Origin of the sequence: Streptomyces mesophilus (assembly GCF_040300965.1) — a bacterium.
Lineage (GTDB): Bacteria > Actinomycetota > Actinomycetes > Streptomycetales > Streptomycetaceae > Streptomyces > Streptomyces mesophilus_A.
The window spans coordinates 120,526-146,852 of sequence record NZ_JBEPEW010000002.1 but is presented as its reverse complement, the minus strand read 5'-3'; the positions used below and the strand labels follow the sequence as shown (position 1 = coordinate 146,852).

At 70.0% G+C, this 26,327-nt stretch carries 26 protein-coding genes and 1 tRNA gene; 14 read left to right on the top strand and 13 right to left on the bottom strand.

Features of this window, described 5'->3' with window-relative positions:
- Positions 1-37: 37 nt before the first annotated feature.
- The 3 genes from ABT367_RS01510 to ABT367_RS01500 all read left to right on the top strand — a co-directional run bounded on the left by ABT367_RS01510 (position 38) and on the right by ABT367_RS01500 (position 1,777).
- Positions 38-550, top strand: a complete 513-nt coding sequence (locus ABT367_RS01510) for a phage holin family protein (protein ID WP_165333013.1) — start codon at positions 38-40, stop codon at positions 548-550.
- Positions 547-1,470: an alpha/beta fold hydrolase gene (locus tag ABT367_RS01505; RefSeq protein WP_352248361.1), complete on the top strand. Its 924-nt coding sequence runs from the start codon at positions 547-549 to the stop codon at positions 1,468-1,470. Before ABT367_RS01510 ends, ABT367_RS01505 begins: the two co-directional genes overlap by 4 nt.
- Before the next feature lie 106 nt (positions 1,471-1,576).
- Entirely contained in the window at positions 1,577-1,777 is a 201-nt protein-coding gene (locus ABT367_RS01500; RefSeq protein WP_352248359.1) for a hypothetical protein, read from the top strand.
- 66 nt (positions 1,778-1,843) lie between these two features.
- Here the strand turns inward: ABT367_RS01500 and ABT367_RS01495 are convergent, their stop codons facing one another.
- From ABT367_RS01495 to nth, 3 genes are all read right to left on the bottom strand, one after another.
- Entirely contained in the window at positions 1,844-3,040 is a 1,197-nt protein-coding gene (locus ABT367_RS01495) for a MarP family serine protease (RefSeq protein WP_352248357.1), read from the bottom strand.
- A 204-nt stretch (positions 3,041-3,244) separates the two neighbouring features.
- Complete coding sequence (locus tag ABT367_RS01490; protein WP_434975374.1) at positions 3,245-3,985, bottom strand: NUDIX hydrolase; 741 nt, start codon at positions 3,983-3,985, stop codon at positions 3,245-3,247.
- A 55-nt stretch (positions 3,986-4,040) separates the two neighbouring features.
- Positions 4,041-4,868, bottom strand: a complete 828-nt coding sequence (nth, locus tag ABT367_RS01485) for an endonuclease III (RefSeq protein WP_352248355.1) — start codon at positions 4,866-4,868, stop codon at positions 4,041-4,043.
- A gap of 189 nt (positions 4,869-5,057) precedes the next feature.
- Between nth and ABT367_RS01480 the strand changes: the two genes are divergently transcribed.
- Together ABT367_RS01480 and ABT367_RS01475 are read left to right on the top strand one after the other, a co-directional pair.
- Positions 5,058-6,314 (top strand): sensor histidine kinase, encoded by a 1,257-nt coding sequence (locus ABT367_RS01480; protein ID WP_434975373.1) that lies wholly within the window; start codon positions 5,058-5,060, stop codon positions 6,312-6,314.
- Between the two features lie 337 nt (positions 6,315-6,651).
- A complete protein-coding gene (locus ABT367_RS01475) occupies positions 6,652-7,326 on the top strand; it encodes a Crp/Fnr family transcriptional regulator (protein WP_016642758.1) in 675 nt (224 codons plus the stop codon).
- A gap of 207 nt (positions 7,327-7,533) precedes the next feature.
- Here ABT367_RS01475 and ABT367_RS01470 read toward each other — a convergent pair whose 3' ends face one another.
- The 4 genes from ABT367_RS01470 to ABT367_RS01455 form a co-directional block, all read right to left on the bottom strand.
- Positions 7,534-8,364, bottom strand: coding sequence for an MBL fold metallo-hydrolase (locus ABT367_RS01470; RefSeq protein WP_352248353.1), 831 nt, complete (start codon positions 8,362-8,364; stop codon positions 7,534-7,536).
- Positions 8,361-9,233, bottom strand: a complete 873-nt coding sequence (locus ABT367_RS01465) for an NUDIX hydrolase (RefSeq protein WP_352248351.1) — start codon at positions 9,231-9,233, stop codon at positions 8,361-8,363. The genes ABT367_RS01470 and ABT367_RS01465 overlap by 4 nt, the downstream gene beginning before the upstream one ends.
- A 277-nt stretch (positions 9,234-9,510) precedes the next feature.
- Positions 9,511-9,981, bottom strand: coding sequence for a RidA family protein (locus tag ABT367_RS01460; protein ID WP_352248349.1), 471 nt, complete (start codon positions 9,979-9,981; stop codon positions 9,511-9,513).
- Positions 9,978-10,139, bottom strand: coding sequence for a DUF4177 domain-containing protein (locus ABT367_RS01455; RefSeq protein WP_018386146.1), 162 nt, complete (start codon positions 10,137-10,139; stop codon positions 9,978-9,980). The genes ABT367_RS01460 and ABT367_RS01455 overlap by 4 nt, the downstream gene beginning before the upstream one ends.
- Positions 10,140-10,265: 126 nt before the next feature.
- Between ABT367_RS01455 and ABT367_RS01450 the strand changes: the two genes are divergently transcribed.
- Entirely contained in the window at positions 10,266-11,234 is a 969-nt protein-coding gene (locus ABT367_RS01450) for an ArsA family ATPase (protein WP_352248347.1), read from the top strand.
- Complete coding sequence (locus ABT367_RS01445) at positions 11,231-12,511, top strand: ArsA family ATPase (protein WP_352248345.1); 1,281 nt, start codon at positions 11,231-11,233, stop codon at positions 12,509-12,511. The genes ABT367_RS01450 and ABT367_RS01445 overlap by 4 nt, the downstream gene beginning before the upstream one ends.
- A 46-nt stretch (positions 12,512-12,557) precedes the next feature.
- Here the strand turns inward: ABT367_RS01445 and ABT367_RS01440 are convergent, their stop codons facing one another.
- Positions 12,558-12,902 (bottom strand): WhiB family transcriptional regulator, encoded by a 345-nt coding sequence (locus ABT367_RS01440; RefSeq protein WP_187815053.1) that lies wholly within the window; start codon positions 12,900-12,902, stop codon positions 12,558-12,560.
- Between the two features lie 503 nt (positions 12,903-13,405).
- Here ABT367_RS01440 and ABT367_RS01435 point away from each other — a divergent pair.
- Entirely contained in the window at positions 13,406-15,691 is a 2,286-nt protein-coding gene (locus tag ABT367_RS01435) for a transglycosylase domain-containing protein (protein WP_352248343.1), read from the top strand.
- Positions 15,692-15,817: 126 nt separating this feature from the next.
- Here ABT367_RS01435 and ABT367_RS01430 read toward each other — a convergent pair whose 3' ends face one another.
- Positions 15,818-16,282 (bottom strand): GatB/YqeY domain-containing protein, encoded by a 465-nt coding sequence (locus ABT367_RS01430; RefSeq protein ID WP_352248341.1) that lies wholly within the window; start codon positions 16,280-16,282, stop codon positions 15,818-15,820.
- Between the two features lie 121 nt (positions 16,283-16,403).
- Between ABT367_RS01430 and ABT367_RS01425 the strand changes: the two genes are divergently transcribed.
- The 4 genes from ABT367_RS01425 (at position 16,404) to ABT367_RS01410 (ending at position 19,446) form a co-directional block, all read left to right on the top strand.
- Positions 16,404-17,333, top strand: a complete 930-nt coding sequence (locus tag ABT367_RS01425; protein ID WP_352248339.1) for a metallophosphoesterase — start codon at positions 16,404-16,406, stop codon at positions 17,331-17,333.
- An 86-nt stretch (positions 17,334-17,419) separates the two neighbouring features.
- Positions 17,420-18,154: a Pr6Pr family membrane protein gene (locus tag ABT367_RS01420; RefSeq protein WP_352248337.1), complete on the top strand. Its 735-nt coding sequence runs from the start codon at positions 17,420-17,422 to the stop codon at positions 18,152-18,154.
- Between the two features lie 47 nt (positions 18,155-18,201).
- A tRNA-Pro gene (locus tag ABT367_RS01415) sits at positions 18,202-18,275 on the top strand.
- A 163-nt stretch (positions 18,276-18,438) separates the two neighbouring features.
- On the top strand, positions 18,439-19,446 hold the full coding sequence (locus ABT367_RS01410) for a HEAT repeat domain-containing protein (RefSeq protein WP_352248336.1): 1,008 nt from the start codon (positions 18,439-18,441) through the stop codon (positions 19,444-19,446).
- Positions 19,447-19,524: 78 nt separating this feature from the next.
- On the opposite strand, the gene ABT367_RS01405 is transcribed toward ABT367_RS01410, so the two are convergent.
- Positions 19,525-20,166: a DUF6082 family protein gene (locus tag ABT367_RS01405; protein ID WP_352248334.1), complete on the bottom strand. Its 642-nt coding sequence runs from the start codon at positions 20,164-20,166 to the stop codon at positions 19,525-19,527.
- A 135-nt stretch (positions 20,167-20,301) separates the two neighbouring features.
- On the opposite strand from ABT367_RS01405, the gene ABT367_RS01400 reads away from it, so the two are divergent.
- On the top strand, positions 20,302-20,748 hold the full coding sequence (locus tag ABT367_RS01400) for a DUF6086 family protein (protein ID WP_352248332.1): 447 nt from the start codon (positions 20,302-20,304) through the stop codon (positions 20,746-20,748).
- A gap of 46 nt (positions 20,749-20,794) precedes the next feature.
- On the opposite strand, the gene ABT367_RS01395 is transcribed toward ABT367_RS01400, so the two are convergent.
- Together ABT367_RS01395 and ABT367_RS01390 are read right to left on the bottom strand one after the other, a co-directional pair.
- Positions 20,795-21,979: a chloride channel protein gene (locus ABT367_RS01395; protein ID WP_352248330.1), complete on the bottom strand. Its 1,185-nt coding sequence runs from the start codon at positions 21,977-21,979 to the stop codon at positions 20,795-20,797.
- 131 nt (positions 21,980-22,110) lie between these two features.
- Positions 22,111-22,770, bottom strand: a complete 660-nt coding sequence (locus ABT367_RS01390; protein ID WP_352248328.1) for a class I SAM-dependent methyltransferase — start codon at positions 22,768-22,770, stop codon at positions 22,111-22,113.
- Positions 22,771-22,988: 218 nt separating this feature from the next.
- Between ABT367_RS01390 and ABT367_RS01385 the strand changes: the two genes are divergently transcribed.
- Positions 22,989-24,485, top strand: a complete 1,497-nt coding sequence (locus tag ABT367_RS01385) for a choice-of-anchor A family protein (protein ID WP_352248326.1) — start codon at positions 22,989-22,991, stop codon at positions 24,483-24,485.
- A 94-nt stretch (positions 24,486-24,579) separates the two neighbouring features.
- On the opposite strand, the gene ABT367_RS01380 is transcribed toward ABT367_RS01385, so the two are convergent.
- Positions 24,580-26,076 (bottom strand): SulP family inorganic anion transporter, encoded by a 1,497-nt coding sequence (locus tag ABT367_RS01380; protein ID WP_352248324.1) that lies wholly within the window; start codon positions 26,074-26,076, stop codon positions 24,580-24,582.
- Positions 26,077-26,327 lie beyond the last annotated feature (251 nt).

The window sequence follows — 26,327 nt, the reverse complement described above, 5'->3', positions numbered from 1 at the left end:
CATTGCCGTAACGCCAGATCTGAAGAGGGAGTACGCGATGAGCGCATCCGACGGCGCCGACCGCAGCCTGGGACAGCTGGTCGCCTCGGCGACCAGTGAGATGTCCGCGCTGATCCATGACGAGATCGCGCTGGCCAAGGCCCAGTTGCGGACGGATGTGAAGCGGGGCGCGACCAGCGGCGGAGCGTTCATCGCCGCGCTCGCGGTGCTGATCTTCTCGCTGCCGATGCTGAGTTTCGTCCTTGCCTATGCGATCAACACCTGGACGGGGGGCCACAACGGAAACGGCGGCTGGAACCTCGTCTGGTGCTTCGGACTCTCCTTCCTGGCCAGCGTGCTGCTCGCCGGTCTGCTCGCGCTGATCGGCGTGATCATGGCCAAGAAGACCGCGAAGGCCAAGGGACCGCAGAAGGTCGCCGCCTCCGCCAAGGAGACCGCCGCCGTGCTCGGCAACGTCAAACCGCATCCGCGCTCCGTCACCGCCCCGGCCAGGGGTGAACTGACCCGCGCGGTCGAGGATGCCAAGCCTGTGGCACGCTCGACTTCATGACGGACCCTTCCGCGACTTCGGTTGTGCGCCTGGACGGCCCCTGGACCCACCGAGATGTCGCGGCGAACGGGGCCCGCTTCCATATCGCCGAGATGGGCGACGGACCGCTCGTCCTGCTGCTGCACGGCTTTCCGCAGTACTGGTGGACCTGGCGCCACCAGCTGCCCGCGCTCGCCGAGGCCGGCTTCCGCGCGGTCGCGATGGATCTGCGCGGCGTCGGCGGCAGCGACCGCACACCGCGCGGTTACGACCCGGCGAACCTCGCGCTCGACATCACTGGAGTCATCCGCTCCCTCGGCGAGCCCGACGCCGCGCTCGTCGGTCATGACCTCGGCGGGTATCTCGCGTGGACCGCGGCCGTGATGCGCCCCAAGCTGGTGCGCCGGCTCGCGGTGTCCTCGATGCCGCATCCGCGGCGGTGGCGTTCGGCGATGCTCGGCGACATACGGCAGACCAAGGCCGGCTCGTACATCTGGGGCTTCCAGCGGCCGTGGCTGCCCGAGCGGCAACTGGTCGCGGACGACGGCGCGTTGGTCGGCGAGCTGATCCGGGACTGGTCGGGGCCGCGGCTGCCGGACGACGCTGCGGTGGACACGTATCGCAAGGCCATGTGCATTCCGTCGACGGCGCACTGCTCGATCGAGCCGTACCGGTGGATGGTGCGGTCGATGGCGCGGCCGGACGGCATCCAGTTCAACCGGCGGATGAAGCGGCCGGTGCGCGTGCCCACGCTGCATCTGCACGGCTCGCTCGACCCGGTGCTGCGTACGCGCAGCGCGGCGGGCTCGGGCGAGTACGTCGAAGCGCCGTACCGCTGGCGGCTGTTCGACGGTCTGGGGCACTTCCCGCACGAAGAGGACCCGGCGGCCTTCTCGAAGGAGCTCGTCGAGTGGCTGAAGGACCCTGAGCCGGACCGCTGAGGCACGGGCGAACACCTGTGCTTCGAACGGCCTTTGCCCCGCGCATAAGCCAATTGAGTGGCGCTCAGGCGATTACCGACCATGAGGCACGGGCACACGTCGGGGTATGGGCTGGACGCACGACTACAGTGACGCAGCACGCAACCGCCGCTCGGCTCCCGGGTCTTCGGAGCTGAACCCGTTTCGGGGAGGCGGCCCACAGGGCCAGGGTCACCGGTCCCCCCAAGCGGCTATCGGGATCCCCCGTATCCTGCGCCGCCGCGCCCGCTGGGTGTCGGCCCGGCTGCGGCATACGACGAGGGCCTGAAGCCCCCGTACAAGCGCGGCTCACAGCGCACACCCCTGCGCCGCCCACCGCGCCCACATGCGCGACCTACAGCGCACACCCCTGGCTGTCCACCTGCTGGTTGGCGGTGCGTCCCGCGCTGATGTCCTCGCGGATCTCGTCCACCGTGAGCGCATAGCCGGTGTCCGGGCTGTCCAGGGACTTGGCGAAGATCACGCCGTAGACCTTGCCGTCCGGGGTGAGCAGCGGGCCGCCGGAGTTGCCCTGGCGGACGTTCGCGTACAGCGAGTAGACATCGCGGCGCACATTGCCGCGGTGGTAGATGTCCGGTCCGCTGGCGTCGATCCGGGCGCGGATACGGGCGGAGCGGACGTCATAGCCGCCGTTCTCCGGGAAGCCGGCCACGATCGCGCTGTCGCCGGTGCCGGCGTCGCGGTCGGTGAACTGCAGCGGGCGCGCGTCCAGCTGCGGTACGTCGAGTACGGCGATGTCGCGCTCCCAGTCGTAGAGCACGACCGTGGCGTCATAGCGCTTGCCCTCGCCGCCTATCTGCACGGTGGGCTCGTCCACGCCGCCGACCACATGCGCGTTGGTCATCACGCGGCGGTCGGCGAAGACGAAGCCGCTGCCTTCGAGGACCTTGCTGCAACTGCTCGCGGTGCCGAGCACCTTGACGATGGAACCCTTCGCGCGGGCGGCGACCGGGCTGCCTGCGAGCTTGGGGTCGGGCGGGCGGACCTCGGTGATCGGCTCGTTGGCGAACGGGCTGAAGACCTGCGGGAATCCGTTCTGCGCGAGCACCGAGCGGAAGTTGGTGAACCAGGTGTCGGCCTGGCCCGGCAGGGCGCGGTCGATCCCGTTGAGCACCTTGGAGTTGCGGACCTCCTTGCCCACCGTCGGCATGGTCGTGCCCGCCAGGAGCGAGCCGATCAGCCAGGAGACCAGGAGCAGCGCGAGCACGTTGACCACGGCGCCGCCGGTGGCGTCCAGGGCTCTGGCGGGTGACCAGGTGATGTAGCGGCGCAGCTTGTTGCCCAGGTGCGTGGTGAAGGCCTGGCCGACGGAGGCGCAGACGATGACGACCACCACCCAGACGACCACGGCCGTCGTGCCCGCCTGCTCCTCGGTGAACTGCTTCCAGATCACCGGCAGTACGTAGAGCGCGACGAGGCCGCCGCCCAGGAAGCCGAGCACCGAGAGGATGCCGACGACGAAGCCCTGGCGGTAGCCCACGATGGCGAACCACACGGCGGCGACCAGGAGCAGGATGTCGAGCACGTTCACCGAATCACGCCTCGCCTCGCGTCACAGTCGCCACTCCTCGGCCGTCGGGGCTGATCTCTGACTCCGGGCTCCTGGTGTCCGGATCTGTGCGTCCGGACCCCTGATCCCTGATCAGCCGTGGAACATCTACTCCGGGGCCCTTTTCGGGGCATGTCCCGGTGCCTCCCCCGGGTGGGACCCGGACAAGCGCAAGTGCCAAGCCTGTCATGCGCGCCAGTCGAGAGGGACCTGCTTTGTGCGGTCCCAAGGTCTTTCCCAGCCCGCGTAGTGCAGGATCCGGTCGATCACACCGGCCGTAAAACCCCAGACCAGAGCGTCACCGACCAGGAATGCGGGACCTTGGTGGCCGCGCGGATGGACCGAGGTCACCCGGTGCTCGGCAGCCGTGAGATGTGCCACGGGAACCGTGAACACCCGGGCCGTCTCGGCCGGATCGACCACACCGACCGGGGTCGGCTCACGCCACCACGCGAGGACGGGGGTAACGACGAAACCGCTCACCGGAATGTAGAGCTTCGGCAGCACCCCGAAGATCTGGACGCCCGCGGGGTCGAGTCCGGTTTCCTCCTCGGCCTCACGAAGGGCGGCGCGCAGCGGACCGTCACCGGCCGGATCGCCGTCCTCCGGGTCGAGGGCGCCACCGGGGAACGAGGGCTGCCCGGCATGCGATCTGAGCGAACTGGCCCGCTCCATGAGCAGCAGCTCGGGACCCTGCTCGCCCTCGCCGAACAGGATCAGGACCGCCGACTGCCGTCCCGCTCCGCTCTCGGGCGGCAGGAACCGGCTGAGCTGCTTCGGCTCGACCGTCCCGGCGGCCTTCACCACGGGGGTCAGCCACTCGGGCAGGCCCTCGCTCGAGACGAGGACCTCCCCGCCGTAGGAACTCCCTGCCTGCGTCCTGCTTGTCTGCGTCCTGCCTGAATGCGCCCTGCCTGAATGCGTCACGCGTCACCCCCGTACGGACCCCTCAACGGCCGGACCACACCCGATCGTTCCCCTGTCACACAGCTCCCATCGGCGGCGCGGCCTGGCCGGGATAGTCCGGCGGGGGCTTGAGGCGCTGGCCCGGGAAGCCGCCCTTCTCGTACTTGAGCAGCTTCTGCGCCTTCTCGGGGTCGATCTCGCCCTCCCCGTACGAAGGACAGAGCGAGGCGATCGGGCAGGCGCCGCAGGCGGGCTTGCGGGCGTGGCAGATACGGCGGCCGTGGAAGATGATCCGGTGCGACAGCATCGTCCAGTCGCTCTTCGGGAAGATCTCGCAGATCAGCGCCTCGACCTTCTCCGGGTCCTCCTCGTCGGTCCACTTCCAGCGCCGTACGAGCCGGCCGAAGTGGGTGTCGACGGTGATGCCCGGGACGCCGAAGGCATTGCCCAGGACGACATTGGCGGTCTTGCGGCCGACGCCCGGCAGCTTGACCAGGTCGTCGAGGCGGCCGGGGACCGCACCGCCGTGCTCGTCGCGCAGGGCCTTGGCCAGGCCCATGATCGACCGGGTCTTGGCGCGGAAGAAGCCGGTGGGGCGGATCAGCTCCTCGACCTCCTCGGGGTTGGCCGCGGCCAGGTCCTCGGGGGTCGGGTACTTGGCGAACAGGCCCGGTGTCGTCTGGTTGACCCTCAGGTCCGTGGTCTGCGCCGAAAGCACCGTGGCGACCAGGAGCTGGAAGGGATTCTCGAAGTCCAGCTCCGGGTGGGCATACGGATAGACCTCGGCGAGCGCCCGGTTGATCTTGCGCGCCTGACGCACCAGGCCGGTCCGGGTCTTCGCCGGCTTGGCCTTCCGGATGACGGGAGGGCCCGCCGCACCCGGCTCCTTGTCGCTTTTCGCCATGCCAAGAGCCTACGGGGAGGTGCTGACAGCGGGTGGGTGGTTGAGCGGGCTTCCCGGGCTGCTGGTGCGCCGCATACCTCCGTAAATGAGAATGTCCGTGCGGTCCACAGGCGACGGACGGGCGAAACGGTCCGCAGGCGACGGACAGGCGAAACGGTCCGCAGGCGACGGACAGGCGGAAGGGGTGCGGTGCACGCGGAACAGGAGGCGTCCACCGCTGCCGATCTGCAGCCGGAGGAGTTCGATCCGGACGCGCGCTGGCTGAGCCTCGTCATGCATCTGACGTTCTTCGTGCTGCAGGCGACGGCCCTGATCCGGTTCATCCAGCGCCATCCGGCGACGGTCAACTCCGCGCTGGTCATCACCCTGGCCGCGCTCCTCGCCGTGATCTACGCGGCCGGGGTCGGCCGCGACGCGTACGCGACCACGAAACCGTCGGCGCGGCGCTCACAGGCCTGGCGGGTCGGCTGGCTGGCCGCGGTGGTCGTGGTGTGGGCCGTCCTGGTGGAACTCGCGCCGAGCTTCGCGTGGGTGGCCGTGCCGCTCATCTACGCGGCCCTGCGGATCCTGCCGCCGGTGGCCGCGTGTGTGCTCGTCGGGGTGCTCACCGTCTTCGTGATCATCGCGCAGCTGGCGCTCTCGCCCCGGTTCGACCTGGATCTGGTGGTCGGGCCCGCGGCGGTCGCCGGGTTCGCCACCGCCGTGTTCCTGCACATGAAGCGGCTTGCGTCCCGGCAGCGGCGGCTGATCGACGATCTGATCCGTACGCGCCGCGAGCTCGCCGCCACCGAACGCCGCGCCGGCACGCTCGCCGAGCGCCAGCGCCTGTCGATGGAGATCCACGACACCCTCGCGCAGGGCCTGTCCAGCCAGCAGATGCTCCTTCAGGCCGCCGAGCGGACCTGGGACAGGGATCCGGCCAAGGCACACGGGCACGTACGGGCCGCCACGAAGATCGTCGAGCACAACCTCACCGAGGCCCGCCGCTTCGTCCATGACCTGGCCCCCGCCGACCTGGCGCTGTCGGGCGGACTGCCCGAGGCACTGCGGGCGCTGGCCGGGCGCGAGAGCGACGAGCGGCTTCGGGTCCTCGTGCATACGGAGGGGCAGGCCGGCCCCGAACTGCCCGAGCGGGTGCAGTCGACGCTCCTGCGGATCGCCCAGGGCGCGCTCGCGAACGTACGCGAACACGCCCGGGCCACGACCGCCGTCCTGACGCTCACCACGCTCGACGACCGTGCGGTGCTCGATGTCGCCGACGACGGACGCGGGTTCGACCCCGCCGCCCTGCCGGACACACCCGAGGGATCGCGCGGGCACGGGCTGCCCGCGATCCGGGCGCGGGTGCGGCAGCTGGGCGGGACGCTGGCGGTGGAGTCGGCGCCCGGGGAGGGGACGGTGCTCACGGCGACGATTCCGCTTGCGGGTGTGCGGACTCCCGAGTGAGCCTGCCCGAGCTCAGATTTCTGTCCGTTATGCCCCTTTTCCAGCAATGGTGCCGATCCGTTCTCGCCCCGTTCGCCCACAGCAGAATCACCCCGGGCAACCATGACGCCGTACACCCTTGGCCAGTGCTCTCACCGGCCTGTTGGAGCCCTGGGGCCTAGCACGAACAGCACCCTGAACATGGCTGGATCTGACCCAACCACCCCCGATTGGGTCCCCAGTCGCACAGGACACCTCTTCAGTACGGCAAACTTGTTGTGACTGATCACACTGTTTGCTACGTCCTGCACTATGGGCACCACAGCCCACTGGAGCCGGACGACATAGGAGAGAACTCGTGGACGACGTTCTGCGGCGCGCCCCGCTCTTCGCGGCGCTCGATGACGAGCAGGCGGCGGAGCTGCGCGCCTCCATGAGTGAGGTGACCCTCGCGCGCGGCGACGCGCTGTTCCACGAGGGCGACCCGGGCGACCGCCTGTACGTGGTCACCGAGGGCAAGGTGAAGCTGCACCGCACCTCCCCCGACGGCCGCGAGAACATGCTCGCCGTGCTCGGCCCCGGTGAGCTCATCGGTGAGCTCTCGCTGTTCGACCCGGGCCCGCGAACCGCCACCGCTTCGGCGCTGACCGAGGTCAAGCTGCTCGGCCTCGGCCACGGCGACCTCCAGCCCTGGCTCAACGCCCGCCCCGAGGTGGCCGCCGCGCTGCTCCGCGCCGTCGCCCGGCGCCTGCGCAAGACCAACGACCAGATGTCCGACCTGGTCTTCTCCGACGTGCCGGGCCGTGTGGCCCGCGCGCTCCTCGACCTGTCGCGCCGCTTCGGCGTCCAGTCCGAAGAGGGCATCCACGTCGTGCACGACCTCACGCAGGAGGAGCTGGCCCAGCTGGTGGGCGCCTCGCGCGAGACCGTGAACAAGGCGCTCGCGGACTTCGCGGGCCGCGGGTGGCTCCGTCTGGAGGCCCGCGCGGTGATCCTGCTGGACGTCGAGCGTCTGGCGAAGCGCTCGCGCTGAGCTTCTTCGGGTGTACGTGGACGGGGTCCGGCCTTCGGGGCGGGCCCCGTTTCCGTTGGGCGAGGTGCGTGGTCAGGTGCGGGTCGTTGCGCCTGCGGCGGGCTGAGTTCCCCTACCCGCCCCTTCCCGAAACCGGGGGGCTCTGCCCCCGGACCCCCGGCATCCGAACTTCGTTCGGATCTGCTCAAACGCCGCAGAGGCTGAAAGCTAGATCAGCCCGTGCTCCCGCAAATACTCCAACTGCGCCCGAACCGAAAGCTCCGCCGCCGGCCACAGCGAGCGGTCCACGTCCGCGTAGACCGCCGCCACGACCTCCGCCGGCGTCAAGTGCCCGTTCTCCACTGCTGTTTCGACCTGGGCCAGGCGGTGCGCACGGTGGGCGAGGTAGAACTCGACCGCGCCCTGGGCGTCCTCGAGGACCGGCCCGTGACCCGGCAGGACCGTATGCACGCCGTCGTCCACCGTCAGGGAGCGCAGCCGGCGCAGCGAGTCCAGGTAGTCGCCGAGCCGGCCGTCGGGGTGGGCGACGACCGTGGTGCCGCGGCCAAGGATCGTGTCCCCCGTCAGGACCGCCTGGTCGGCGGGGAGATGGAAGCACAGGGAGTCGGCCGTGTGCCCGGGCGTGGACACGACCCGGAGCTCCAGACCGCCGACCTCCAGGGCCTCACCGGCCGCAAGACCCTCATCCCCGAGGCGCAGCGACGGATCGAGCGCCCGCACCTTCGTGCCCGTGAGGTCCGAGAACCGCGACGCCCCCTCCGCATGGTCCGGATGCCCGTGCGTGAGCAGTGTGAGCGCGATGCGTTTGCCGGCCTTCTCGGCCGTGGCGATGACGTGCTGCAGATGCCCCTCGTCCAGTGGCCCGGGGTCGACGACGACGGCGAGCGGCGAGTCCGGCTCCGACAGGAGCCAGGTGTTCGTACCGTCCAGGGTCATCGCGTCGGCGTTCGGCGCGAGGACGTTGACGGCTCGGGCGGTGGCGGGCCCCGAGAGGACCACGCCGCGGGGCTGGCCCGGCAGGGCGGCTGCGTCGGTCATGCGTCCGAGCCGCTCTTGAGCACGATGCGCTTGGTGAACTCGTCGTGCCCGGGCCAGAAGAGCACCAACTCCCCGTCCTCCAGGCGCGCCTGGGCCAGTACGGGCGTCAGATCCCGCTTCGCCGAGGAGGCCAGTGCGTCGGCCGGCGTGGCGTACGGCTCCAGCTGCCGCAGCGTCGTGATCGTCGGCGGCATCATCGTCAGCTCGCCTCGGTCGTAGCCCGCTGCCGCCTCGGCCGGCCGGGTCCACACCGTGCGGTCCGCCTCGGTGGACGCGTTGCGCGTCCGCTGCCCGGCCGGCAGCGCGGCCACGAAGAACCACGTGTCGTACCGCCGCTGTTCGAACTCCGGCGTGATCCACCGCGCCCAGACGCCGAGCAGATCGGAGCGGAGCACGAGCCCGCGCCGTGCGAGGAACTCGGCGAAGGACAGCTCACGCTCCACGAGCGCGACCCGGTCCGCCTCCCAGTCGTCCCCGGTCGTGTCGCCGACCACCGAGTCCGCCGTCGGCCCGGCGAGCAGCACGCCCGCCTCCTCGAAGGTCTCCCGCACCGCCGCGCACACGATCGCCTGCGCCTCGGCCTCGGCGACACCGAGCCGCTCGGCCCAGGTGGCGAGCGAGGGCCCTGCCCAGTCGACGTGCCGGTCGTCGTCGCGCGGGTCGACCGAGCCACCGGGATAGGCGTACGCACCGCCGGCGAACGCCATCGAGGTCCGCCGTCGCAGCATGTAGACGTCCGTGCCCTGCTCGCCGTCGCGAAGCAGCAGGACGGTGGCGGCCCGGCGCGGGGTCGCGGGCGTCAGTTCACCGTTCGCGAGCGCCCTGATCCGGTCGGGCCATTCCGGCGGGTACCACTGGCCATTGGACATGGGCGGAGGTTAACCGCTCGCGCCCGGATGTTCGAGAGGCAACCGATCTCGTACGAGGGTGGGGCCGGAGGCTGAGGGCGGCGGCCCGGAGCTTGCGGCCCGGAAACGCGACAGCCGGAAACGCGAGAGGTCCCGGTCGTGTGTGTCACGACCGGGACCGAAGGCACGGAGCGGAGGAGGCCGGACAGTCCCCTCCCGCCCGGGGGCCGAAGCCCTTTCCAGGCTATCGGCGCCCACTGACAACGCCCGCCTCACGGCGCACGCCGGCAAAGCAAGCTCAGTCCTGCACGAGCTCCACGATGAACTCGACCTCGACGGGAGCGTCAAGCGGAAGGACCGCCACGCCCACCGCGCTGCGCGCGTGCACGCCCTTGTCGCCGAAGACCTCGCCGAGCAGCTCGCTCGCGCCGTTGATCACCGCGGGCTGGCCGGTGAAGTCCGTGGCGGAGGCGACGAAGCCCGTCACCTTCACGATGCGCGCGACGCGGTCGAGGTCGCCGGCGACGGACTTGATCGCGGCGAGCGCGTTGAGCGCGCAGATACGGGCCAGGTCCTTGGCCTCCTCCGGCGTCACCTCGCCGCCGACCTTGCCGGTCGTCGGCAGCTTGCCGTCCACCATCGGGAGCTGGCCCGCGGTGTAGACGTAGGCACCGGACTGAACGGCCGGCTGGTAGGCCGCGAGCGGCGCCACGACGCCGGGCAGCTTCAGGCCGAGCTCGGCCAGCTTGGCCTCGACGGCGCCGCTCATGCCTGCTTCTCCCGCTTGAGGTAGGCCACGAGCTGCTCGGGGTTGTTCGGCCCGGGCACGACCTGGACGAGCTCCCAGCCGTCCTCGCCCCAGGTGTCCAGAATCTGCTTGGTCGCGTGCACGAGGAGCGGCACGGTCGCGTATTCGTACTTGGTCATGGGGCCGAGCGTAATGCCCCGGCGCGGGCCGCGGGTCCGCGGTGGGACCCGTCGGATGTCCTCGGACGCGCGTACGGTGCGGAGCCCCCGGGATTCAACCGCGGCGTACTGGTTACGCTCGAAGGCGTGAGCAGGCTTCAGGTCGTCAGCGGCAAGGGCGGGACCGGTAAGACGACGGTCGCCGCCGCCCTCGCGCTCGCCCTCGCGACCGAGGGCAAGCGCACCCTCCTCGTCGAGGTCGAGGGCCGGCAGGGCATCGCCCAGCTCTTCGAGACGGAGGCGCTTCCCTACGAGGAGCGGAAGATCGCGGTCGCCCCGGGCGGCGGCGAGGTGTTCGCGCTGGCCATCGACGCCGAGCTGGCGCTGCTCGACTACCTCCAGATGTTCTACCGGCTCGGCGGCGCGGGCCGCGCCCTGCGCAAGCTCGGCGCCATCGACTTCGCCACGACCATCGCACCCGGCGTCCGCGACGTCCTGCTCACCGGCAAGGCCTGTGAGGCGGTACGCCGCAAGGACAAGCGGGGCCGCTATGCGTACGACTACGTGGTGATGGACGCGCCGCCCACCGGACGTATCACCCGCTTCCTCAATGTGAACGACGAAGTGGCGGGCCTCGCGAAGATCGGGCCGATACACAACCAGGCGCAGGCCGTGATGCGGGTCCTCAAGTCCGCCGAGACGTCAGTGCACTTGGTGACGCTGCTCGAGGAGATGCCGGTCCAGGAGACCCTCGACGGGATCGCCGAACTGCGCGCGGCCGGGCTGCCGGTGGGCCGGATCCTGGTGAACATGGTGCGGCCCACGCTGCTCGACGGGCCCGTGCCCGACGGCGTGAAGCGCACGGAGATCGCGCGCGAGCTGTCGCGGGCCGGGCTCGGCGGTGCGCGCAAGGGCGGGCTCGCGGAACAGCTGGTCGAGCCGCTGCTCGCCCAGGCCGCGGAGTACGCCGAGCGGATCGCCCTGGAGCAGGAGCAGCGCGCCGAGCTGGCCGGACCCGGCCTTCCCGTACACGAGTTGGAGTTCCTCAGCGAGGGCATCGATCTGGCCGGGCTCTACCGCCTCGCCATCACTCTGCGCCGGCAGGGAGTCTCATGACGCTGGACGTTCCCCCCACGCTCGCCGTGGATCCGCTGCTCGACGACCCGAAGACCCGGATCATCGTGTGCTGCGGCGCGGGCGGCGTGGGCAAGACCACGACCGCGGCGGCCCTCGGGCTCCGGGCGGCCGAACGCGGCCGCAAGGTGGTCGTCCTGACCATCGACCCGGCCCGGCGCCTGGCCCAGTCGATGGGCATCGACTCGCTCGACAACACTCCACGCCGGGTGAAGGAGATCGAGGGCGACGGCGAACTGCACGCCATGATGCTCGACATGAAGCGCACCTTCGACGAGATCGTCGAGGCGCACGCGGATGCCGAGCGGGCCCGGGCGATCCTGGAGAACCCCTTCTACCAGTCGCTCTCGGCCGGTTTCGCCGGTACGCAGGAGTACATGGCGATGGAGAAGCTGGGGCAGCTCCGCGCACGCGACGAGTGGGATCTGATCGTCGTCGATACGCCGCCGTCACGTTCCGCCCTCGATTTCCTGGACGCTCCGAGCCGGCTCGGCTCGTTCCTGGACGGCAAGTTCATCCGGGTGCTCATGGCGCCGGCGAAGGTCGGCGGGCGGGCCGGCATGAAGTTCCTGAACGTCGGGATGTCGATGATGACCGGCACCCTGGGCAAGCTGCTCGGCGGTCCGTTCCTCAAGGACGTGCAGACCTTCGTGGCCGCGATGGACACGATGTTCGGCGGTTTCCGCACCCGGGCCGATGCCACGTACCGGCTGCTTCAGGCGCCGGGGACGGCTTTTCTCGTGGTGGCCGCGCCCGAGCGGGACGCGCTGCGCGAGGCCGCGTACTTCGTGGAGCGGCTCGCGGCGGACCGTATGCCGCTCGCCGGGCTCGTGCTCAACCGTGTGCACGGCAGCGGTGCCGCGCGGCTCTCGGCGGAGCGTGCGCTCGCCGCCGCGGAAGCGCTCGGGGCGCCGGACGGCCCCGATCCTGCTGGTCCCGCCGGGCCCGTAGAAAATCATGAAACGGGCGGCATTGTGGATCAGGAGGGCGGGAAGGAAGAGGTGCGTACCCCTCCCGAACCCCACGATTCTCCTGAAACCCCGGCAACGGAACTGACCGCGGGACTCCTGCGGTTGCACGCCGAACGGATGCGGCTGCTCTCCCGCGAGCAGCGCACGCGTGACCGCTTCACCGCACTCCACCCCGAGGTGGCGGTGGCCGAGGTGGCCGCGCTGCCCGGCGATGTACACGATCTCGCGGGGCTGCGGGACATCGGCCATCGGCTCGCGACCGGTGGTCGACCGGCCGAAGCTGAGTAAAGAAACAGCCGTTCCGATGAACAGCTGCGCCGGCAGCGGTAGGGCGCTAGCCCACCGCGGCGTAGCTCTCGTACGTCTCGCTGTCCTCCGCGTCCACGGGCAACAGTCCCGTGCTGCGCTCATATTCACTGCGGGCCGTCTCGAGCAGCCGGCGCCAGGAGGTGACCGTGGGCCGCCTGCGCAGCAATGCGCGCCGCTCCCGCTCGGTCATTCCACCCCAGACACCGAACTCGACACGGTTGTCCAGGGCGTCTGCCAGGCACTCCGTACGCACCGGACACCCGGTGCACACCGCCTTGGCCCTGTTCTGTGCCGCACCTTGTACGAACAGTTCATCCGGATCAGTAGTGCGGCAGGCTGCCTGCGCACTCCAGTCAACTACCCAGCCCATGCCGGCGCCGTCCTCTCCCGAATCGAGGCTCCCCCACGGCGGCAGCGGCATATTCACCGCCGCCAGTTGAGGACGTTACGGAAGGTGGGCACAGCGCAACACCCCCTTCGGGCCCAATCTTGAATGGCCCGAACGGACTATGCGTAAGCGGCAGATCACCCGACGGAGTGAGCCACGGACATGCGCGACCAACCCGACAGATCGGGGCAGTTCAGCTGGGTCACAACGGGCGCCGAATGACGCATGAGGCGGAAACGGACAGCACTCCGGCGTCTTCGGGGGTGTCGGAGTCTTGATACGGGACCGCACTGCTGTGACAGTTGTGAGCAGCTTAGGCCAACGCCTATACGCCTGTCCGGCGAATCGGAACGTTGGCCGCTGCCCGCCGACGTACCGGTGAACGCACTCGTGTCACAGGCCACAGGCATCACGGATCGGGTTCGAACATCCCGATGACCGACCGATCCCTCGGAACGCACAGACCTACGGATTAGGCTGCCCCCATGGGTAAGAAGCTCTCGGGTGGCGGACTGTCGCCGACGCAGCAGGCCGCCAAGTTCCTCGGCGTCAGCGTGCTCTCCGGCGCGGTCCTTGCGGGCATCGCGCTCCCCGCGGCGGGTCTGGTGGGCCTTGCGGCCAAGGGATCGGTCGAGGAATTCGACGAGATCCCCGCCAATCTCAAGCAGCCTCCGCTGATGCAGCGCACCACGATCACCGACGCGAACGACAACCCGATCGCGACCGTCTTCGCCCGTGACCGCACGCTGGTGGATCTCAAGGAGATCTCCCCGTACATGCAGAAGGCGATCGTCGCGATCGAGGACTCGCGCTTCTACGAGCACGGCGCGGTCGACCTCAAGGGCATCCTGCGTGCGGTGAACGAGAACGCCCGCTCGGGCGGTGTCTCCCAGGGTGCTTCGACTCTCACGCAGCAGTACGTGAAGAACGTCTTCGTCGAAGAGGCGATGGACGACCCGGCCAAGTTCGCCGAGGCTACGCAGCAGACCATCGGCCGCAAGATCCGCGAGCTCAAGATGGCGATCCAGGTCGAGGAGAAGCTCGGCAAGAAGAAGATCCTCGAGAACTACCTGAACATCACGTTCTTCGGTCAGCAGGCCTACGGTGTCGAGGCCGCCTCGCAGCGCTACTTCTCCAAGCCGGCCAAGGACCTGAAGCTGGAAGAGGCCGCGCTGCTCGCCGGCATCGTGCAGTCGCCGAGCCGGTACGACCCGGTGAACGACGAGCAGGAGGCCACCAAGCGCCGCAATGTGGTGCTGCAGCGGATGGTCGCCACAGGCGACATCTCGCAGCAGGAGGCGGACAAGGCCAAGAAGTCCGAGATCGCGCTGAAGATCTCCAAGCCGCGCAACGGCTGCATCACCGCGACGAACGGCTCCGGGTTCTTCTGCGACTACGTCAAGACGGCGTTCCTCGACAGCCCGACGTTCGGCGACACGCGCGAGGAGCGCGTCGAGAAGTGGAACCGCGGCGGACTGCGGATCAAGACCACACTCGACCCGCAGGCGCAGGAGTCCGTGCAGGCCTCGCTGAAGGATCACGTCTACCAGAAGGACAAGGTGGCCGCCGCGGCCACGATCGTCGAACCGGGCAGCGGGAAGATCCTGGCGATGGGGCAGTCCTGGCCGTACGGCGGCGACGCCAAGAAGAACGAGACCACGATCAACTTCTCGGTCGACAAGCGCATGGGCGAGAGCCAGGGCTTCCCGACCGGTTCGACCTTCAAGCCGTTCGTGGCGGCCGCCGCCATAGAGCAGGGCAAGCCGCTGAACCAGGTGTATCCGGCGCCGTACGAGATGCCGTATCCGAGCCCGATCTCCGGCTGCGACTCCACGTACAAGAACCCCGACGGCGCCACGGTGGAGAACGAGAACGAGGCCGAGGTCGGCCCGTACGGCCTGAAGGAGGCGATGGAGAAGTCGGTCAACACCTACTTCGTCCAGATGATCGCCGACATCGGTATGTGCCCCGTGCTGGAGATGACCAAGAAGCTGCACGTCACCCAGGGCGACGGCAAGCCGATCACCGAGCAGCCTTCGCCGCTGACGCTCGGCTCCGACTCCATCTCGCCGCTGACGATGGCGAGCGCCTACGCCACCTTCGCCAACCGGGGCACGTACTGCTCGCCCGTCGCCATCGCGTCGATCACCGACGCCAACGGCAAGGCGCTCGAAGTGCCCAAGTCGACCTGTGAGCAGGCGATGTCGGTGCAGACGGCCGACTCCATCAACTCGCTCCTGAGCGGGGTGGTCGACTCCGGTACCGGTGCGAGGGCAGGCCTGAGCGGGCGCGACAACGCCGGTAAGACGGGTACGACCGACAGCCGCAAGAACGCCTGGTTCGTGGGCTACACCCCGAACATGTCCGGCGCCGTCTGGGTCGGCTCCCCGACCCAGGGGGTCGAGATGGAGTACATCACCATCGGCGGCCGCTACCACGAGAAGGTCTTCGGCGGTGAGGTCCCCGGCCCGATCTGGCGCGACGCCATGACCGGCGCTCTGACGGGCAAGGAAGCACCGCGCTTCAACCGGGTGCACATCCCGGACGTCCCGCGCAAGGACAAGGACAAGGACGACGACGAGGACGACGGCAAGCCCGGCCGTCCCGGCGGCGGGGACAACGGCGGGCTCATCGGCGGTATCGACGGCGGTACGAACGCCGGTACCGACGGCGGTACGGACGCCGGTGTCATCGGCGGCCTCATCGACGGCGGTACGGAGAACGGCGGCAACGGCAACGGCAACGGCGGCGGGTGGCCCGAGCCGCGCTGATCTGCCTCTGCCTGGCTGATCTGCCTCTGCCTGTACGTGCGTGAGGGCGCCCCCTGAGTCAAGGGGCGCCCTCATCCGCGTACGGCGTGATGTCCCTCATCCACGTACGACCTGGTGCCGGCGGTCTCAGCCGGCGAGCGCCTGCTTCACCGCGGCGGCGACGCGGCCGCCCTCGGCCTGGCCGGCCACCTTCGCGTTCGCCAGCTTCATGACCTGGCCCATCGCGCGCGGACCCTCGGCGCCCGCGGCCTTCGCCTCCCCGACGGCCTGGGCGACGATCGCGTTGAGCTCGTCGTCGCTCAGCTGCTTCGGCAGGTACTCGGCGAGCACCTCGCCCTCCGCCTTCTCGCGCTCGGCCGACTCGGCGCGCCCGCCCTGCGCGAAGGCCTCCGCGGCCTCGCGGCGCTTCTTCGCCTCGCGGGTGATCACCTTCTGCACCTCGTCGTCGGAGAGCTCGCGCTTCTCCTTGCCCGCGACCTCTTCCTTCTGGATGGCCGCAATGGTCATCCGCAGGGTGGAGGAGCGCAGCTCGTCGCGCGCCTTGATCGCGACGTTGAGGTCTGCCTGCAGCTTGGTCTTGAGCGTGGTCATGGGTTCAGTGTCGCAGGTACGGCGGGTGGGGTGCCTGTGCATTTCCCCTGCCCTGCAAGCTCCCTGCGAGGGCCGACAGGCGGACTGTGGCCCTCCGCCTACGTCTGCGACGATGGGTTCCATGCGCGCGCGATACGGAGTACCTCTGGGAATCACCGCGGCGGCGGCCGCGGGTGTGGTGTACGCGGCCGGGATCGAGGTGCGTTCGTTCCGGTTGCGGCGGGTGACGGTGCCGGTGCTTCCGGCGGGCATGCGGCCGCTGCGCGTTCTCCAGGTCTCCGACATCCACATGGTGAGCGGCCAGCGCAAGAAGCGGCATTGGCTGCAGTCCCTCGCGGGTCTGCGCCCCGACTTCGTCATCAACACGGGTGACAACCTGTCCGATCCGGACGGGGTGCCCGAAGTCATGGACGCGCTCGGCCCGTTGATGCAGTTCCCCGGCGCGTACGTCTTCGGCTCGAACGACTACTACGGTCCGCGGCTGCGCAACCCCGGCCGCTATCTGACCGAACGGCTCCAGGGCAAGCACGGCCTCAACGGCAACCCGCCCGTCGTCGGCGCCCTGCACAACCCGTGGGAGGACCTGCGCGACGGGTTCGACGCGGCGGGCTGGGTGGGCCTGACCAACACCCGGGGCACCCTGAAGATCGACGGTTACGAGATCGCCTTCACCGGCCTCGACGACCCGCACATCCGCCGCGACCGGTACGAGCAGGTGGCGGGCGGTCCCGAGTCCGGCGCCGACTTCTCGATCGGCGTCGTGCATGCCCCGTATCTGCGCTGTCTGGACGACTTCGCCCAGGACGGCTACCCGCTGATCCTCGCCGGGCACACACACGGCGGCCAGCTCTGCATCCCCTTCTATGGGGCGCTGGTCACCAACTGCGATCTGGACACGGACCGCGTGAAGGGGCTTTCCACGCACACGTCCGGCGGCCACACCTCGTATCTCCACGTCTCCGCGGGCTGCGGCACGAGCCGCTACGCGCCGGTGCGGTTCGCGTGTCCGCCGGAGGCGACGCTGCTGACGCTGGTGGAGCGGGAAGGCTGAGGGCCGGCTTTCCTCCGGGTCGGGCGCGCGGGCGGTGAAGGTGGGGCGGGCGCGCGGGCGCCGGGGGCGTTGTTTACGGTGACCCCATGACGGCGCCCATTTCCGGACATGTCCCACCTCAAGCGGTCGCACCGCCGGAGCGCAGACCGTTCGCGGCCTCCTTTCGCGCGCTGATCTCCCTCGCTGCGGTCACCGGCATCGTCATCGACCTGTGCCTGACCGACAGCGTGCTGCGCCTGTTCAGCTACTTCACGATCCAGAGCAACGTGATCGTGGCGGTCGTCCTCGCCCTCTCCGCCTGGCGCGCCTGGCAGGGCCGGCCGCCGCTTCCCGCCTGGCTGACGACGGGCACGGTCGTCTTCATCTCGATCACGGGCCTCGTCTACCACGTGATCCTGGCGAACAGCGCGAGCGCCTTCTCCATGACGGACCAGCCGGGCCTGTCCGGCTGGCACGAGGTGGCCAACCAGCTGCTGCACACCGTCACCCCGCTCGCCGCCTTCGCAAACTGGCTGCTCCTGACCCGCCCGGGCGGCCTGCGCCTGCGCCACGCCGGCCTCTGGCTGCTGTACCCGTTGGCGTATCTCGTCTTCTGCCTGATCCGCGGCGCGATCATGTCCCCCGGCTCCGAGGCCCGCTACCCGTACCCCTTCGTGGACGTCGAGCAGCACGGCTACGCGGGCGTCCTGGGCAACGCGGTCGTCCTGGGCCTCTGCTTCTACGCCCTGGCCCTGGCCTTCGTGGGCCTCGACCGCATCCGCCCCGCCCCGGGCCCCCGCAAAAACCGGATTTCGTCTCCGGGCGCGGGTCCGCTAAAGTAATCGATGTCGCCGCGACCTGCAGCAGTGCGGGGCGTGGAGTACGACATCGGGGTGTAGCGCAGCTTGGCAGCGCGCTTCGTTCGGGACGAAGAGGTCGTGGGTTCAAATCCCGCCACCCCGACAGCTGAAACAGCAGGTCAGGCCCGGTTCTCCTTCTTGGAGAGCCGGGCCTGATCTGCGTTTTGGGGTCGGTGGGGAGTGAACGGGGAGTGGTCAGGGAAATCCACTGCCCGGATGCGTCTCGGCGCCTGGGGTTGGGGCGAGCTGTCGTGGAGGGGCGTTCAGTGCAGCAGTGGGAAAGCGACCCGGCGTACAAGGCAGTGGTGCGGGCGTTCGTGGACGGGGATCCGCAGGATCAGGCAGGCGGGCCCCTAGACGTTCGCGCGGTGGTAGCCGCTATCCGCCCGGAGGCCAAGGATGGGTTCCTGGTGAACGAGGTTCCCTGGGACCGTTTTCCGGAAGGCCGCGAAGTCCGGAAGAGGATGGAGCGGCTGCGGTCGGGGAGCATCGCCGCCATCCGGGGCGCCCTCGATGCGCTCGGTGGCCTGTGCGCGAACGACATGAGGGCTGCGGTCGCGCCGGCGGTGCCTTTCCTTGTGCGCATCGGCACCGATCCGAGTACCGGCATGCGCACGGAAGCCCTGGGTGTGACAGCCGCAGCGGCTCGCGTCGGATACCTCGGCGTATGCACGCGGGACAGGATGCTGCGGCCTCGGGGTGCGGATGAGTGGTTGTACGAGCCCACCGGCTATCTGGCCAACTGGTCCGTACAGGCTGCCCGCGACGCGATCGCCGCAGACGCGGACCTCCTCCTCCGCCTGGTCGACGACCCCAGTCCCGCGGTGCGCATTGCCGCCCTCTACGCACTGGCAGCCGCATCCGACCGCGCGCGGGACATCCGGACCGCTTTCCACACCCGGCTGCTCACCGAGCCCTCCCCCGCCGTCCGGTCGGCCCTGATCCTGGCCATGGCGGAGCTGACCCGGGCGCACCCGGCCCCAGAAACGGTGGGCTGGATCCGCGACCAGTGGTCCACCCCTTCGCGGTCTCCCGAGGTGCGGGTGAGCGCCGCGCTGGGGTGGATGTGTCTGAGCGATCAGCCGATCCCGGATCGACTACGCGCCATGGTCAACGACCTGGCCACCGACGACATGGCCGAGTTGATGGCGCCACTTCCGTGGATGCGCGCGGCCGAGTGCGCCGACGGCGACGGCCTGCCCCGCTGTATGCGCGCAATGCTGCACCCCGATGCGCCCGACACGGGAGATGGCCAGGACGATCCGTGGTCGTGACCGCAGAACAGCGGTCACGACAAGGGGAGAATCTCGGCAGGTTGCCGGCGAAAGCTCCACTGACGAGCTCGGGTCGGGTCACGGCCGCAAGTAAGCAGAGGCAGGCACAGCGGGCCGCCGGTCGGCTACGGCCTGGGCGTATACCTCTGTGGTGAGTTGAAAGTAGCGAACGGCCCGCCGCGAGCCTTCGGCCCGAGTCACCTCACGCCATTCGTCGGCGTGCATCTCCCAGTAGATCCGCGCCAGTTGACCTCGGAAGTGGTACGCGAGCTTCTCACGTGCCGCCTTGTCGTTGGATCGGCCGAGCCTGTAGTCCGTGTACCACGAGTTGTAGATCAGGTTGATGTAGGAGAGCTGCTTCCACCGTGTGGCAGTCACCGGCTGCGGCCACGGAGCCCAGCACGGGATGAGTTCGGGGTCCTCGAATGCCATGGTCAACAGCTCGCGGTGGACCGCGCGTTGTGCCTCCGCTCGCTCCAGCGCCGACTGCCGTGCTTGATAGACGAGCGACACGATCACACCCAGGAGTGCGGCGCCGGAGAACAACACCGAGAGGGACCCATAGGTCTGACTGATGTCGCTCAGCTCGCCCCAGTTCTGCCCATCGGGTGCGACAGCACGGAGCAGAAACGGTGTGCTCGCAATGATCGACAACACTACGATCCCAGTCAGAGACCAGATCAGATGTCGACGCGTGACCTTGCCTGACAGCGCTGCCATGCGTGCCCCCATCCGACAGTTCGGGGAGCATCATGCGACGCAAAGACATTGCCGCTCAAGGGCGATGGTGACGCGCCTGTGGAGCTTCGGCCCCAGGATCTGGCCTCCGGGGACGACCGAGCAGGGGGTTCAGCGATGAGCATGTACTTCGATGTCGGTGGCGAGACGTTGTGGAATCCGTCGAGCGGTGCCGGGCGTCTGTTCGTGCGGCAGGTCGAGGTCTTCGAGGCGGAGATCGGGCTGCCCTCGGGGATCGGCCAGGGGAAGTACTGGGGCGACCCGGACACGTTGGAGGTCGATCCGGTCGCGTTCGCGGAGTTCGTCCGTGGCTTGGTCGTGTGGCACTGCGGGACGGGTCACTCCGTGATCCTCGCGCTGTCCGAGGGGTTCGTGGCCGTCTCGGTCGCGCTCGCGCGGCGGGCGGGTATCGAGGTCGAGTTGCCCCGACCGGAGTCCGGCCATGTGTGCGGTGGAGTCCGGCACGACGTGCAGGTCCCCGGACGTCCTCCAGCCGAATCGGCGGCCGTCGTCGCGTCGTTGGACGCGCGGGTGCGGGAGATGGACCGCTCGATGGCCCGCTGAGCGGGCGCCCGGCGCCCGCCGGTCGATGGTCGGCCCCACGAGCGCATCACCTTTCGCAGAGTCTGCGCGTGGTCACCGCGCCCGCGACCGCGAGGAGTACCGGTACCACCAGGTCCCGCGGGGCGGCGGTGAACTCCAGGATCAGGATGACCGCGGTGAGCGGCATGCGCTGTGCCGCGGCCAGGAAGGCGCCCGCTCCCACGACCGCGTACGCCGCCGGACTGTCCCCCGGCCACAGCAGCACCCAGGCACCGCCGGCCACCACTCCGAGCAGTGCCCCGTTGGCGAGCGAAGGGGTGAGCAGGCCGCCACGGGCCCCCGCGCGCAGACACAGCAGTACGAGCGCCACGCGCAGCGCCAGCAGGACCGCCGCGAGGCCGATCGCGGGCTGGGCCTCGAAGGCGACCTCGGCGGGGGCCTTGCCGTTGCCGAGCAGTTGGGGATACGGGACGGCGAGCAGCCCGCCGACGAGGAACGCGGCCGGTGCCGCGACCAGGAGCAGCCGTCCGCGCGGCGCCCGCTCGCGCGCGTCGGCGGCCAGCCGTGCGAACCAGTACGCGCACACCCCGACGACCGGCCCGATCAGCACCGACCACACCAACAGGGGCGTGCCGATGTCGAGTTGGGGGAGCCGGTAGACCGCCTCATCCGGGAGCACGGCCCACGAGACGACGGTGGCGATCACCGCCGTGGCCACGGCGGGCAGCACCGCGCCCAGGGCCCACGAGCCGAGCAGCACCTCGAGGGTGAACACGGCCCCGCCCAGCGGCACGTCGTAGACCGCGGCGAGACCGGCGCCGGCCGCGCACGCCGTGAGCACACCGCACTGGCGCGGTGAGAGTCCCGTCCTTCGCGTCAACTCCCCCGCGAGCACCGAGGCCACCTCCCGCGGCGCCACCTCCCGGCCGAGCGGGGAACCGAGGCCCACCGTCACGATCTGCAGCAGGGCATGGCACAAGGTGGTGAGCGGCGGCATCCGGACGTCCGGCGAACGCACCGCCGCCGCGATGCTCACCAGAGGACGCCCGTACCGGTACAGCGCCCACCAGCCGACCCCGGCCACCACACCGGCGACGGCCATCACGGCCACGCGCCGTCCCGGCGGGGCCCCCTCGACCCCGGCCAGGAACGAGCCCTCGTGATACCCGTACGCCAAGTGCTGCACCCCGTGCAGCAGCAGGGCCAGCAGCGCTCCCGCGACGCCCGCCGCCAGGCCGACGAGCACGGTCACCGCCCCGAACCGGAGTGGTCGGGCATCTCCCTGAGCACTGAGGGGCATAAGCGGCAGATTAGATCAAACCGGTCCAGCCCTCGGTGCGGGGAAGCGGGGGCGCCGCGCGCCGTCGGTGGGTGCCTCTGCTCTCAAGCGCGTTCGGGCTTGCGCGCGAGGAACGTGGCGTAGGTGCGCTGTGCTCCCTCGGCGGGTTCCTCCACCAGGCGCGCGGTGAGGGTGAGCCCTGCCCCGCGCAGGAGCTCGGCGATCTCGTCCGGTGGCAGCAGATAGGACTCGTACGACACCGGGTGCCCGCCGTACGCCTGGGTCGGACGAAAGTGCTGACCCGTCCCGACGTGACCGGCCAGCATCAGGCAGCCGCCGGGTGCGAGCGTGCGGTGGAACTCGCCGAACACCACCGGCAGCAGCTCCGGCGGGGTGTGATGCGTGGAGTAGTACGCGAGGATGCCGCCGAGGCCGTCGTCGTCGATCGGGAGCGAGGTCATCGAGGCGACGTCGAACCGCAGCTCCGGGTAGGCGCCGCGGGCCAGTCGGACCATGGCGGGCGACAAGTCCAGGCCGAATACGGGTACATGCCGCTCGGCGAGGTGGGCCGTGACTTTGCCGGGCCCGCACCCCAGGTCGGCGACGGGGCCGAGGGCGGCCGTCCGTACCACTTCGGCGAAGACGTCCAGCATGCCCCGCGACAGCGGATCCAGTTCCACCGGCGCTTTGACCTGCTCGACGTAGTCGGACGCGACCGTGTCGTACGACTCCCGGACGGCGGCGAGGTAGGAGAGATCAGGCATGCGGCGACTCTAGTGAGGGGCGGGGTCGCGGAAGTGAGGGGTGGGGACGCGGAGTCGGGGGCGGGGGCCCGGAGTCGGATCAGTCGGGGGCGGGACCCGGAGTCGGGTCGTCCTGAGTGCGGCGGGCGCAGCCGGTTGCCCGTGGACGTTCCCGCGTAAGGGGTGCCGCACGGCGTGGGGGCCGGTCAGGTCGTCGTACGAGGATCACAGTGCGCCGTATGACCCAGCACTCCAGAGCGTCCCGGAGTGGCAGGACCCGGGCGATGGCCGGGCCGGCCGCGCTCGGGGCCGCCACGACATGTGCCGTATGCGCCGGCGGGCTACTGCTCGCGGCGAGCCCCGTGTCCTCGGCCCCGGTCGCCTCCGTCCGCGAGACCGTCTCGATCGGCAACCCCGTGGCCGGGAACAACGGCTTCGGCGTCGTCACCGAAGGCGACGCGACCCTCGGCAGCACCGAGTCCGAGGGGCCCGTAGCCGTCGGCGGAAACCTCACCATGGGCGCGGGCTACAACGTGTCCCTGCACACCCCCGGCACCTTCACCGCGCCCGGCGAGAGCACCCCGACGGCGCTGCTCGTCGGCGGCTTCGTCGACTACGCGGCGAGCAGCCCGTCCGGTGTGCTCAAGGTGCTGACGAACGGCTATGTCCACGTCGGGGACATGGCGGGCGGGCAGGCGCTGGACAAGGACGGGAACGGCGCATCCGTCAACACCCGTGTGGTGGCGGCGGGTTCGGGTTACGACTCCACGCCGCGTATCGAGCTGACCACCCGGCAGGACGCCGGCTCCGTGCGGGCGGCGGGCCTGATGGACTTCCCTTCGCTGTTCGCGACGTACCGGACGCGGGCCGCCCGGATCGCCGGCTGCGGGGACAACGTCGTCCTGACCGACACGAGCAGCGGCGCCGTCGTCACGGACCCGCCCGCCGGCTCCAACGTCACCGTCAACCTGACTCCGGGCAGGACCAATGTGCTGCACCTGACCGGCGAGCAGCTCGACCACATCGACATCATGACGTTCACGGCACGGCCGAGCGCGGACACCCCGCTCGCCATCGTCGTCGACACCACCGCGACCGGCGGCGAGTTCGACTGGTCGACCCCGAACATGGCGGGCGTCTCGGGCACCGACGCACCGTACATCCTCTGGGACTTCCCCGACGCGACCGGCATCACGATCACGGACGGCGACTCGGTCGAGGGCACGATCTACGCGCCGAACGCGCACCTGACCGATGTCGACCCGTCCAATATCGAGGGCGATGTCATCGTGAAGTCGCTGGTCGCGGGACCACTGGCCGGGACGGAAGGGGCCGGTGGGTCGGATGTGAACGCGGGTGAGATCCACTACTTCCCGTTCGCCGCGGACCTGTCTTGCGAGTCCGGCGCACCGACACCGACGTCGAGCCCCACCACCCAGACACCCACATCGACGCCGACCACTCCTACGCCGACGCCCACTCCTACGCCGACGACGCCGACGCCGACCACAGCCGCGCCCACCACACCGGCCCCCACCAGCCCGGCACCGACCCCCGGCCCAACGACACCGAGCTTCATCCCGTCCGAACCCGATGCACCCCAACTGGCTGATACCGGCACGGAGTTGTCCGCGCGCCGTATCGGTGCGCTCGCCGGGCTCGGCATCGTCTCCGGCGCCGGCGCCATGCTGTGGGCCGTACGCCGCCGCCGTACGGGCGGGACCGATCCGCGCTAGCCGCTTCCGCGCGGGGCCGGTCCGCCTCGGCCAGTGGCTTCCGCGCGGGACCGATCCGCGCTAGTGGGTTCCGCGCGGGGCCGGTCCGAACCGGCTAGTGGCTTCCGGTGAGTTCGCCGCTGAGCTTCTCGTGCATCCGAGCGCTCGCCTCGTTGAGGCCGATGATCTCCACGGTCTTGCCGCGCTGCGCGTACTTGGCGCCGATCGTGTCGAGGGCCGCGACGGAGGAGGCGTCCCAGATGTGCGCGGCGGTCAGGTCGATGACGATCCTGTCGGGGTCGGTGGCGTAGGCGAAACGGCCGACGAGGTCGTTGGACGAGGCGAAGAACAAGGCGCCGGTCACGGAGTAGACCACGCTCGTGCCGTCCGGGTCCGTGACCGCGGTGACGTCGGCGACGTGGGCGACGCGGCGGGCGAAGACGGCCATGGCGGTGAGGGTGCCGGCGACCACGCCGATCGCGAGGTTGTGCGTGGCGACCACGACGGCGACGGTGATCACCATGACCGTGATCTCCCCGGCCGGCATCCGCCGCAGGGTCCTGGGCGCGATGGAGTGCCAGTCGAAGGTCGCGAAGGACACCATCACCATGACGGCGACGAGGGCGGCCATGGGGATGTCGGAGACCACGGGACCGAAGACGATGCAGAGAACCATGAGGAAGGCGCCCGCGAGGAAGGTCGACAGGCGGGTGCGTGCTCCGGACACCCGTACGTTGATCATCGTCTGGCCGATCATCGCGCAGCCGCCCATCCCGCCGAAGAAGCCGGTGACGATGTTGGCGATGCCCTGACCGATGGACTCACGGGTCTTGGAGGAGCGGGTGTCGGTGATGTCGTCGACCAGCTTGGCCGTCATCAGCGACTCCATCAGACCGACCAGCGCCATCGCGAGCGCGTACGGGGCGATGGTGGTCAGGGTGTCGAGCGTGAACGGCACGTCGGGCAGCCCTGGCACGGGCAGCGAGGACGGCAGGTCGCCCTTGTCGCCGACGGTCGGGACCGCGATGCCGGCGGCGAGGGTGATCACGGTGAGGATCACGATGGAGACCAGCGGGGCCGGGACCGCCTTGGTGACCTTCGGGAAGAGGACCATGAGTGCGAGGCCCCCGATGATCAGCGGGTAGACGGGCCAAGGCACGTCGCGCATCTCGGGGACCTGGGCCATGAAGATCAGGATGGCCAGCGCGTTGACGAAGCCGACCATCACCGAGCGCGGCACGAACCGCATCAGCTTCGCGACGCCGAGCACGCCCAGGACGATCTGGATGACACCGGCCAGGATCACCGCGGCGACCAGGTAGCCGAGCCCGTGCTCGCGGTTGAGCGGGGCGATCACCAGGGCGACGGCGCCGGTCGCGGCGGAGATCATCGCGCGGCGGCCACCGACGACCGAGATCACCACGGCCATGGTGAAGGAGGCGAACAGACCGATCGCGGGGTCGACCCCGGCGATGATCGAGAAGGAGATCGCCTCGGGGATCAGGGCCAGCGCGACGACCAGGCCGGCGAGGATCTCCGTACGCCAGACCTTGGGGTCCTTCAGCCAGTCGGGGCGCAGGCGGGCGGCAGGGGACAGTGTGGAGGGGGACAAGGGCGGGACCTGTCGGGTTCGGGCACGCCCGAGGTGGTACGGGCATGGCGTTGTACGGACGTACGGAACGGGGTGGCACGAGGGCCGGACCACTTCAGGGGCAGCTTCAGGGGCAGCACGGCGGGGCGGGCTCAGCGCGAGACATCGCGGAGGGGCGGGCTCAGGGGCGAGACATCACTGTGGGCACGGCTCAGCGGCGAGGCATCACGGCGGGCAGGCGGCGGCGCTGGGCATCTGGGGCATGCGCACGC

Excerpts from the sequence above, each read along its gene's own strand:
- ABT367_RS01510 (WP_165333013.1), top strand. The coding sequence starts at position 38 with ATGAGCGCATCCGACGGCGCCGACCGCAGCCTGGGACAGCTGGTCGCC.
- ABT367_RS01505 (WP_352248361.1), top strand. The coding sequence starts at position 547 with ATGACGGACCCTTCCGCGACTTCGGTTGTGCGCCTGGACGGCCCCTGG.
- ABT367_RS01500 (WP_352248359.1), top strand. The coding sequence starts at position 1,577 with ATGGGCTGGACGCACGACTACAGTGACGCAGCACGCAACCGCCGCTCG.
- nth (WP_352248355.1), bottom strand. The coding sequence starts at position 4,868 with ATGGCGAAAAGCGACAAGGAGCCGGGTGCGGCGGGCCCTCCCGTCATC.
- ABT367_RS01470 (WP_352248353.1), bottom strand. The coding sequence starts at position 8,364 with ATGACCGACGCAGCCGCCCTGCCGGGCCAGCCCCGCGGCGTGGTCCTC.
- ABT367_RS01465 (WP_352248351.1), bottom strand. The coding sequence starts at position 9,233 with ATGTCCAATGGCCAGTGGTACCCGCCGGAATGGCCCGACCGGATCAGG.
- ABT367_RS01460 (WP_352248349.1), bottom strand. The coding sequence starts at position 9,981 with ATGAGCGGCGCCGTCGAGGCCAAGCTGGCCGAGCTCGGCCTGAAGCTG.
- ABT367_RS01455 (WP_018386146.1), bottom strand. The coding sequence starts at position 10,139 with ATGACCAAGTACGAATACGCGACCGTGCCGCTCCTCGTGCACGCGACC.
- ABT367_RS01445 (WP_352248345.1), top strand. The coding sequence starts at position 11,231 with ATGACGCTGGACGTTCCCCCCACGCTCGCCGTGGATCCGCTGCTCGAC.
- ABT367_RS01440 (WP_187815053.1), bottom strand. The coding sequence starts at position 12,902 with ATGGGCTGGGTAGTTGACTGGAGTGCGCAGGCAGCCTGCCGCACTACT.
- ABT367_RS01435 (WP_352248343.1), top strand. The coding sequence starts at position 13,406 with ATGGGTAAGAAGCTCTCGGGTGGCGGACTGTCGCCGACGCAGCAGGCC.
- ABT367_RS01430 (WP_352248341.1), bottom strand. The coding sequence starts at position 16,282 with ATGACCACGCTCAAGACCAAGCTGCAGGCAGACCTCAACGTCGCGATC.
- ABT367_RS01425 (WP_352248339.1), top strand. The coding sequence starts at position 16,404 with ATGCGCGCGCGATACGGAGTACCTCTGGGAATCACCGCGGCGGCGGCC.
- ABT367_RS01420 (WP_352248337.1), top strand. The coding sequence starts at position 17,420 with ATGACGGCGCCCATTTCCGGACATGTCCCACCTCAAGCGGTCGCACCG.
- ABT367_RS01405 (WP_352248334.1), bottom strand. The coding sequence starts at position 20,166 with ATGGCAGCGCTGTCAGGCAAGGTCACGCGTCGACATCTGATCTGGTCT.
- ABT367_RS01400 (WP_352248332.1), top strand. The coding sequence starts at position 20,302 with ATGAGCATGTACTTCGATGTCGGTGGCGAGACGTTGTGGAATCCGTCG.
- ABT367_RS01390 (WP_352248328.1), bottom strand. The coding sequence starts at position 22,770 with ATGCCTGATCTCTCCTACCTCGCCGCCGTCCGGGAGTCGTACGACACG.
- ABT367_RS01385 (WP_352248326.1), top strand. The coding sequence starts at position 22,989 with ATGACCCAGCACTCCAGAGCGTCCCGGAGTGGCAGGACCCGGGCGATG.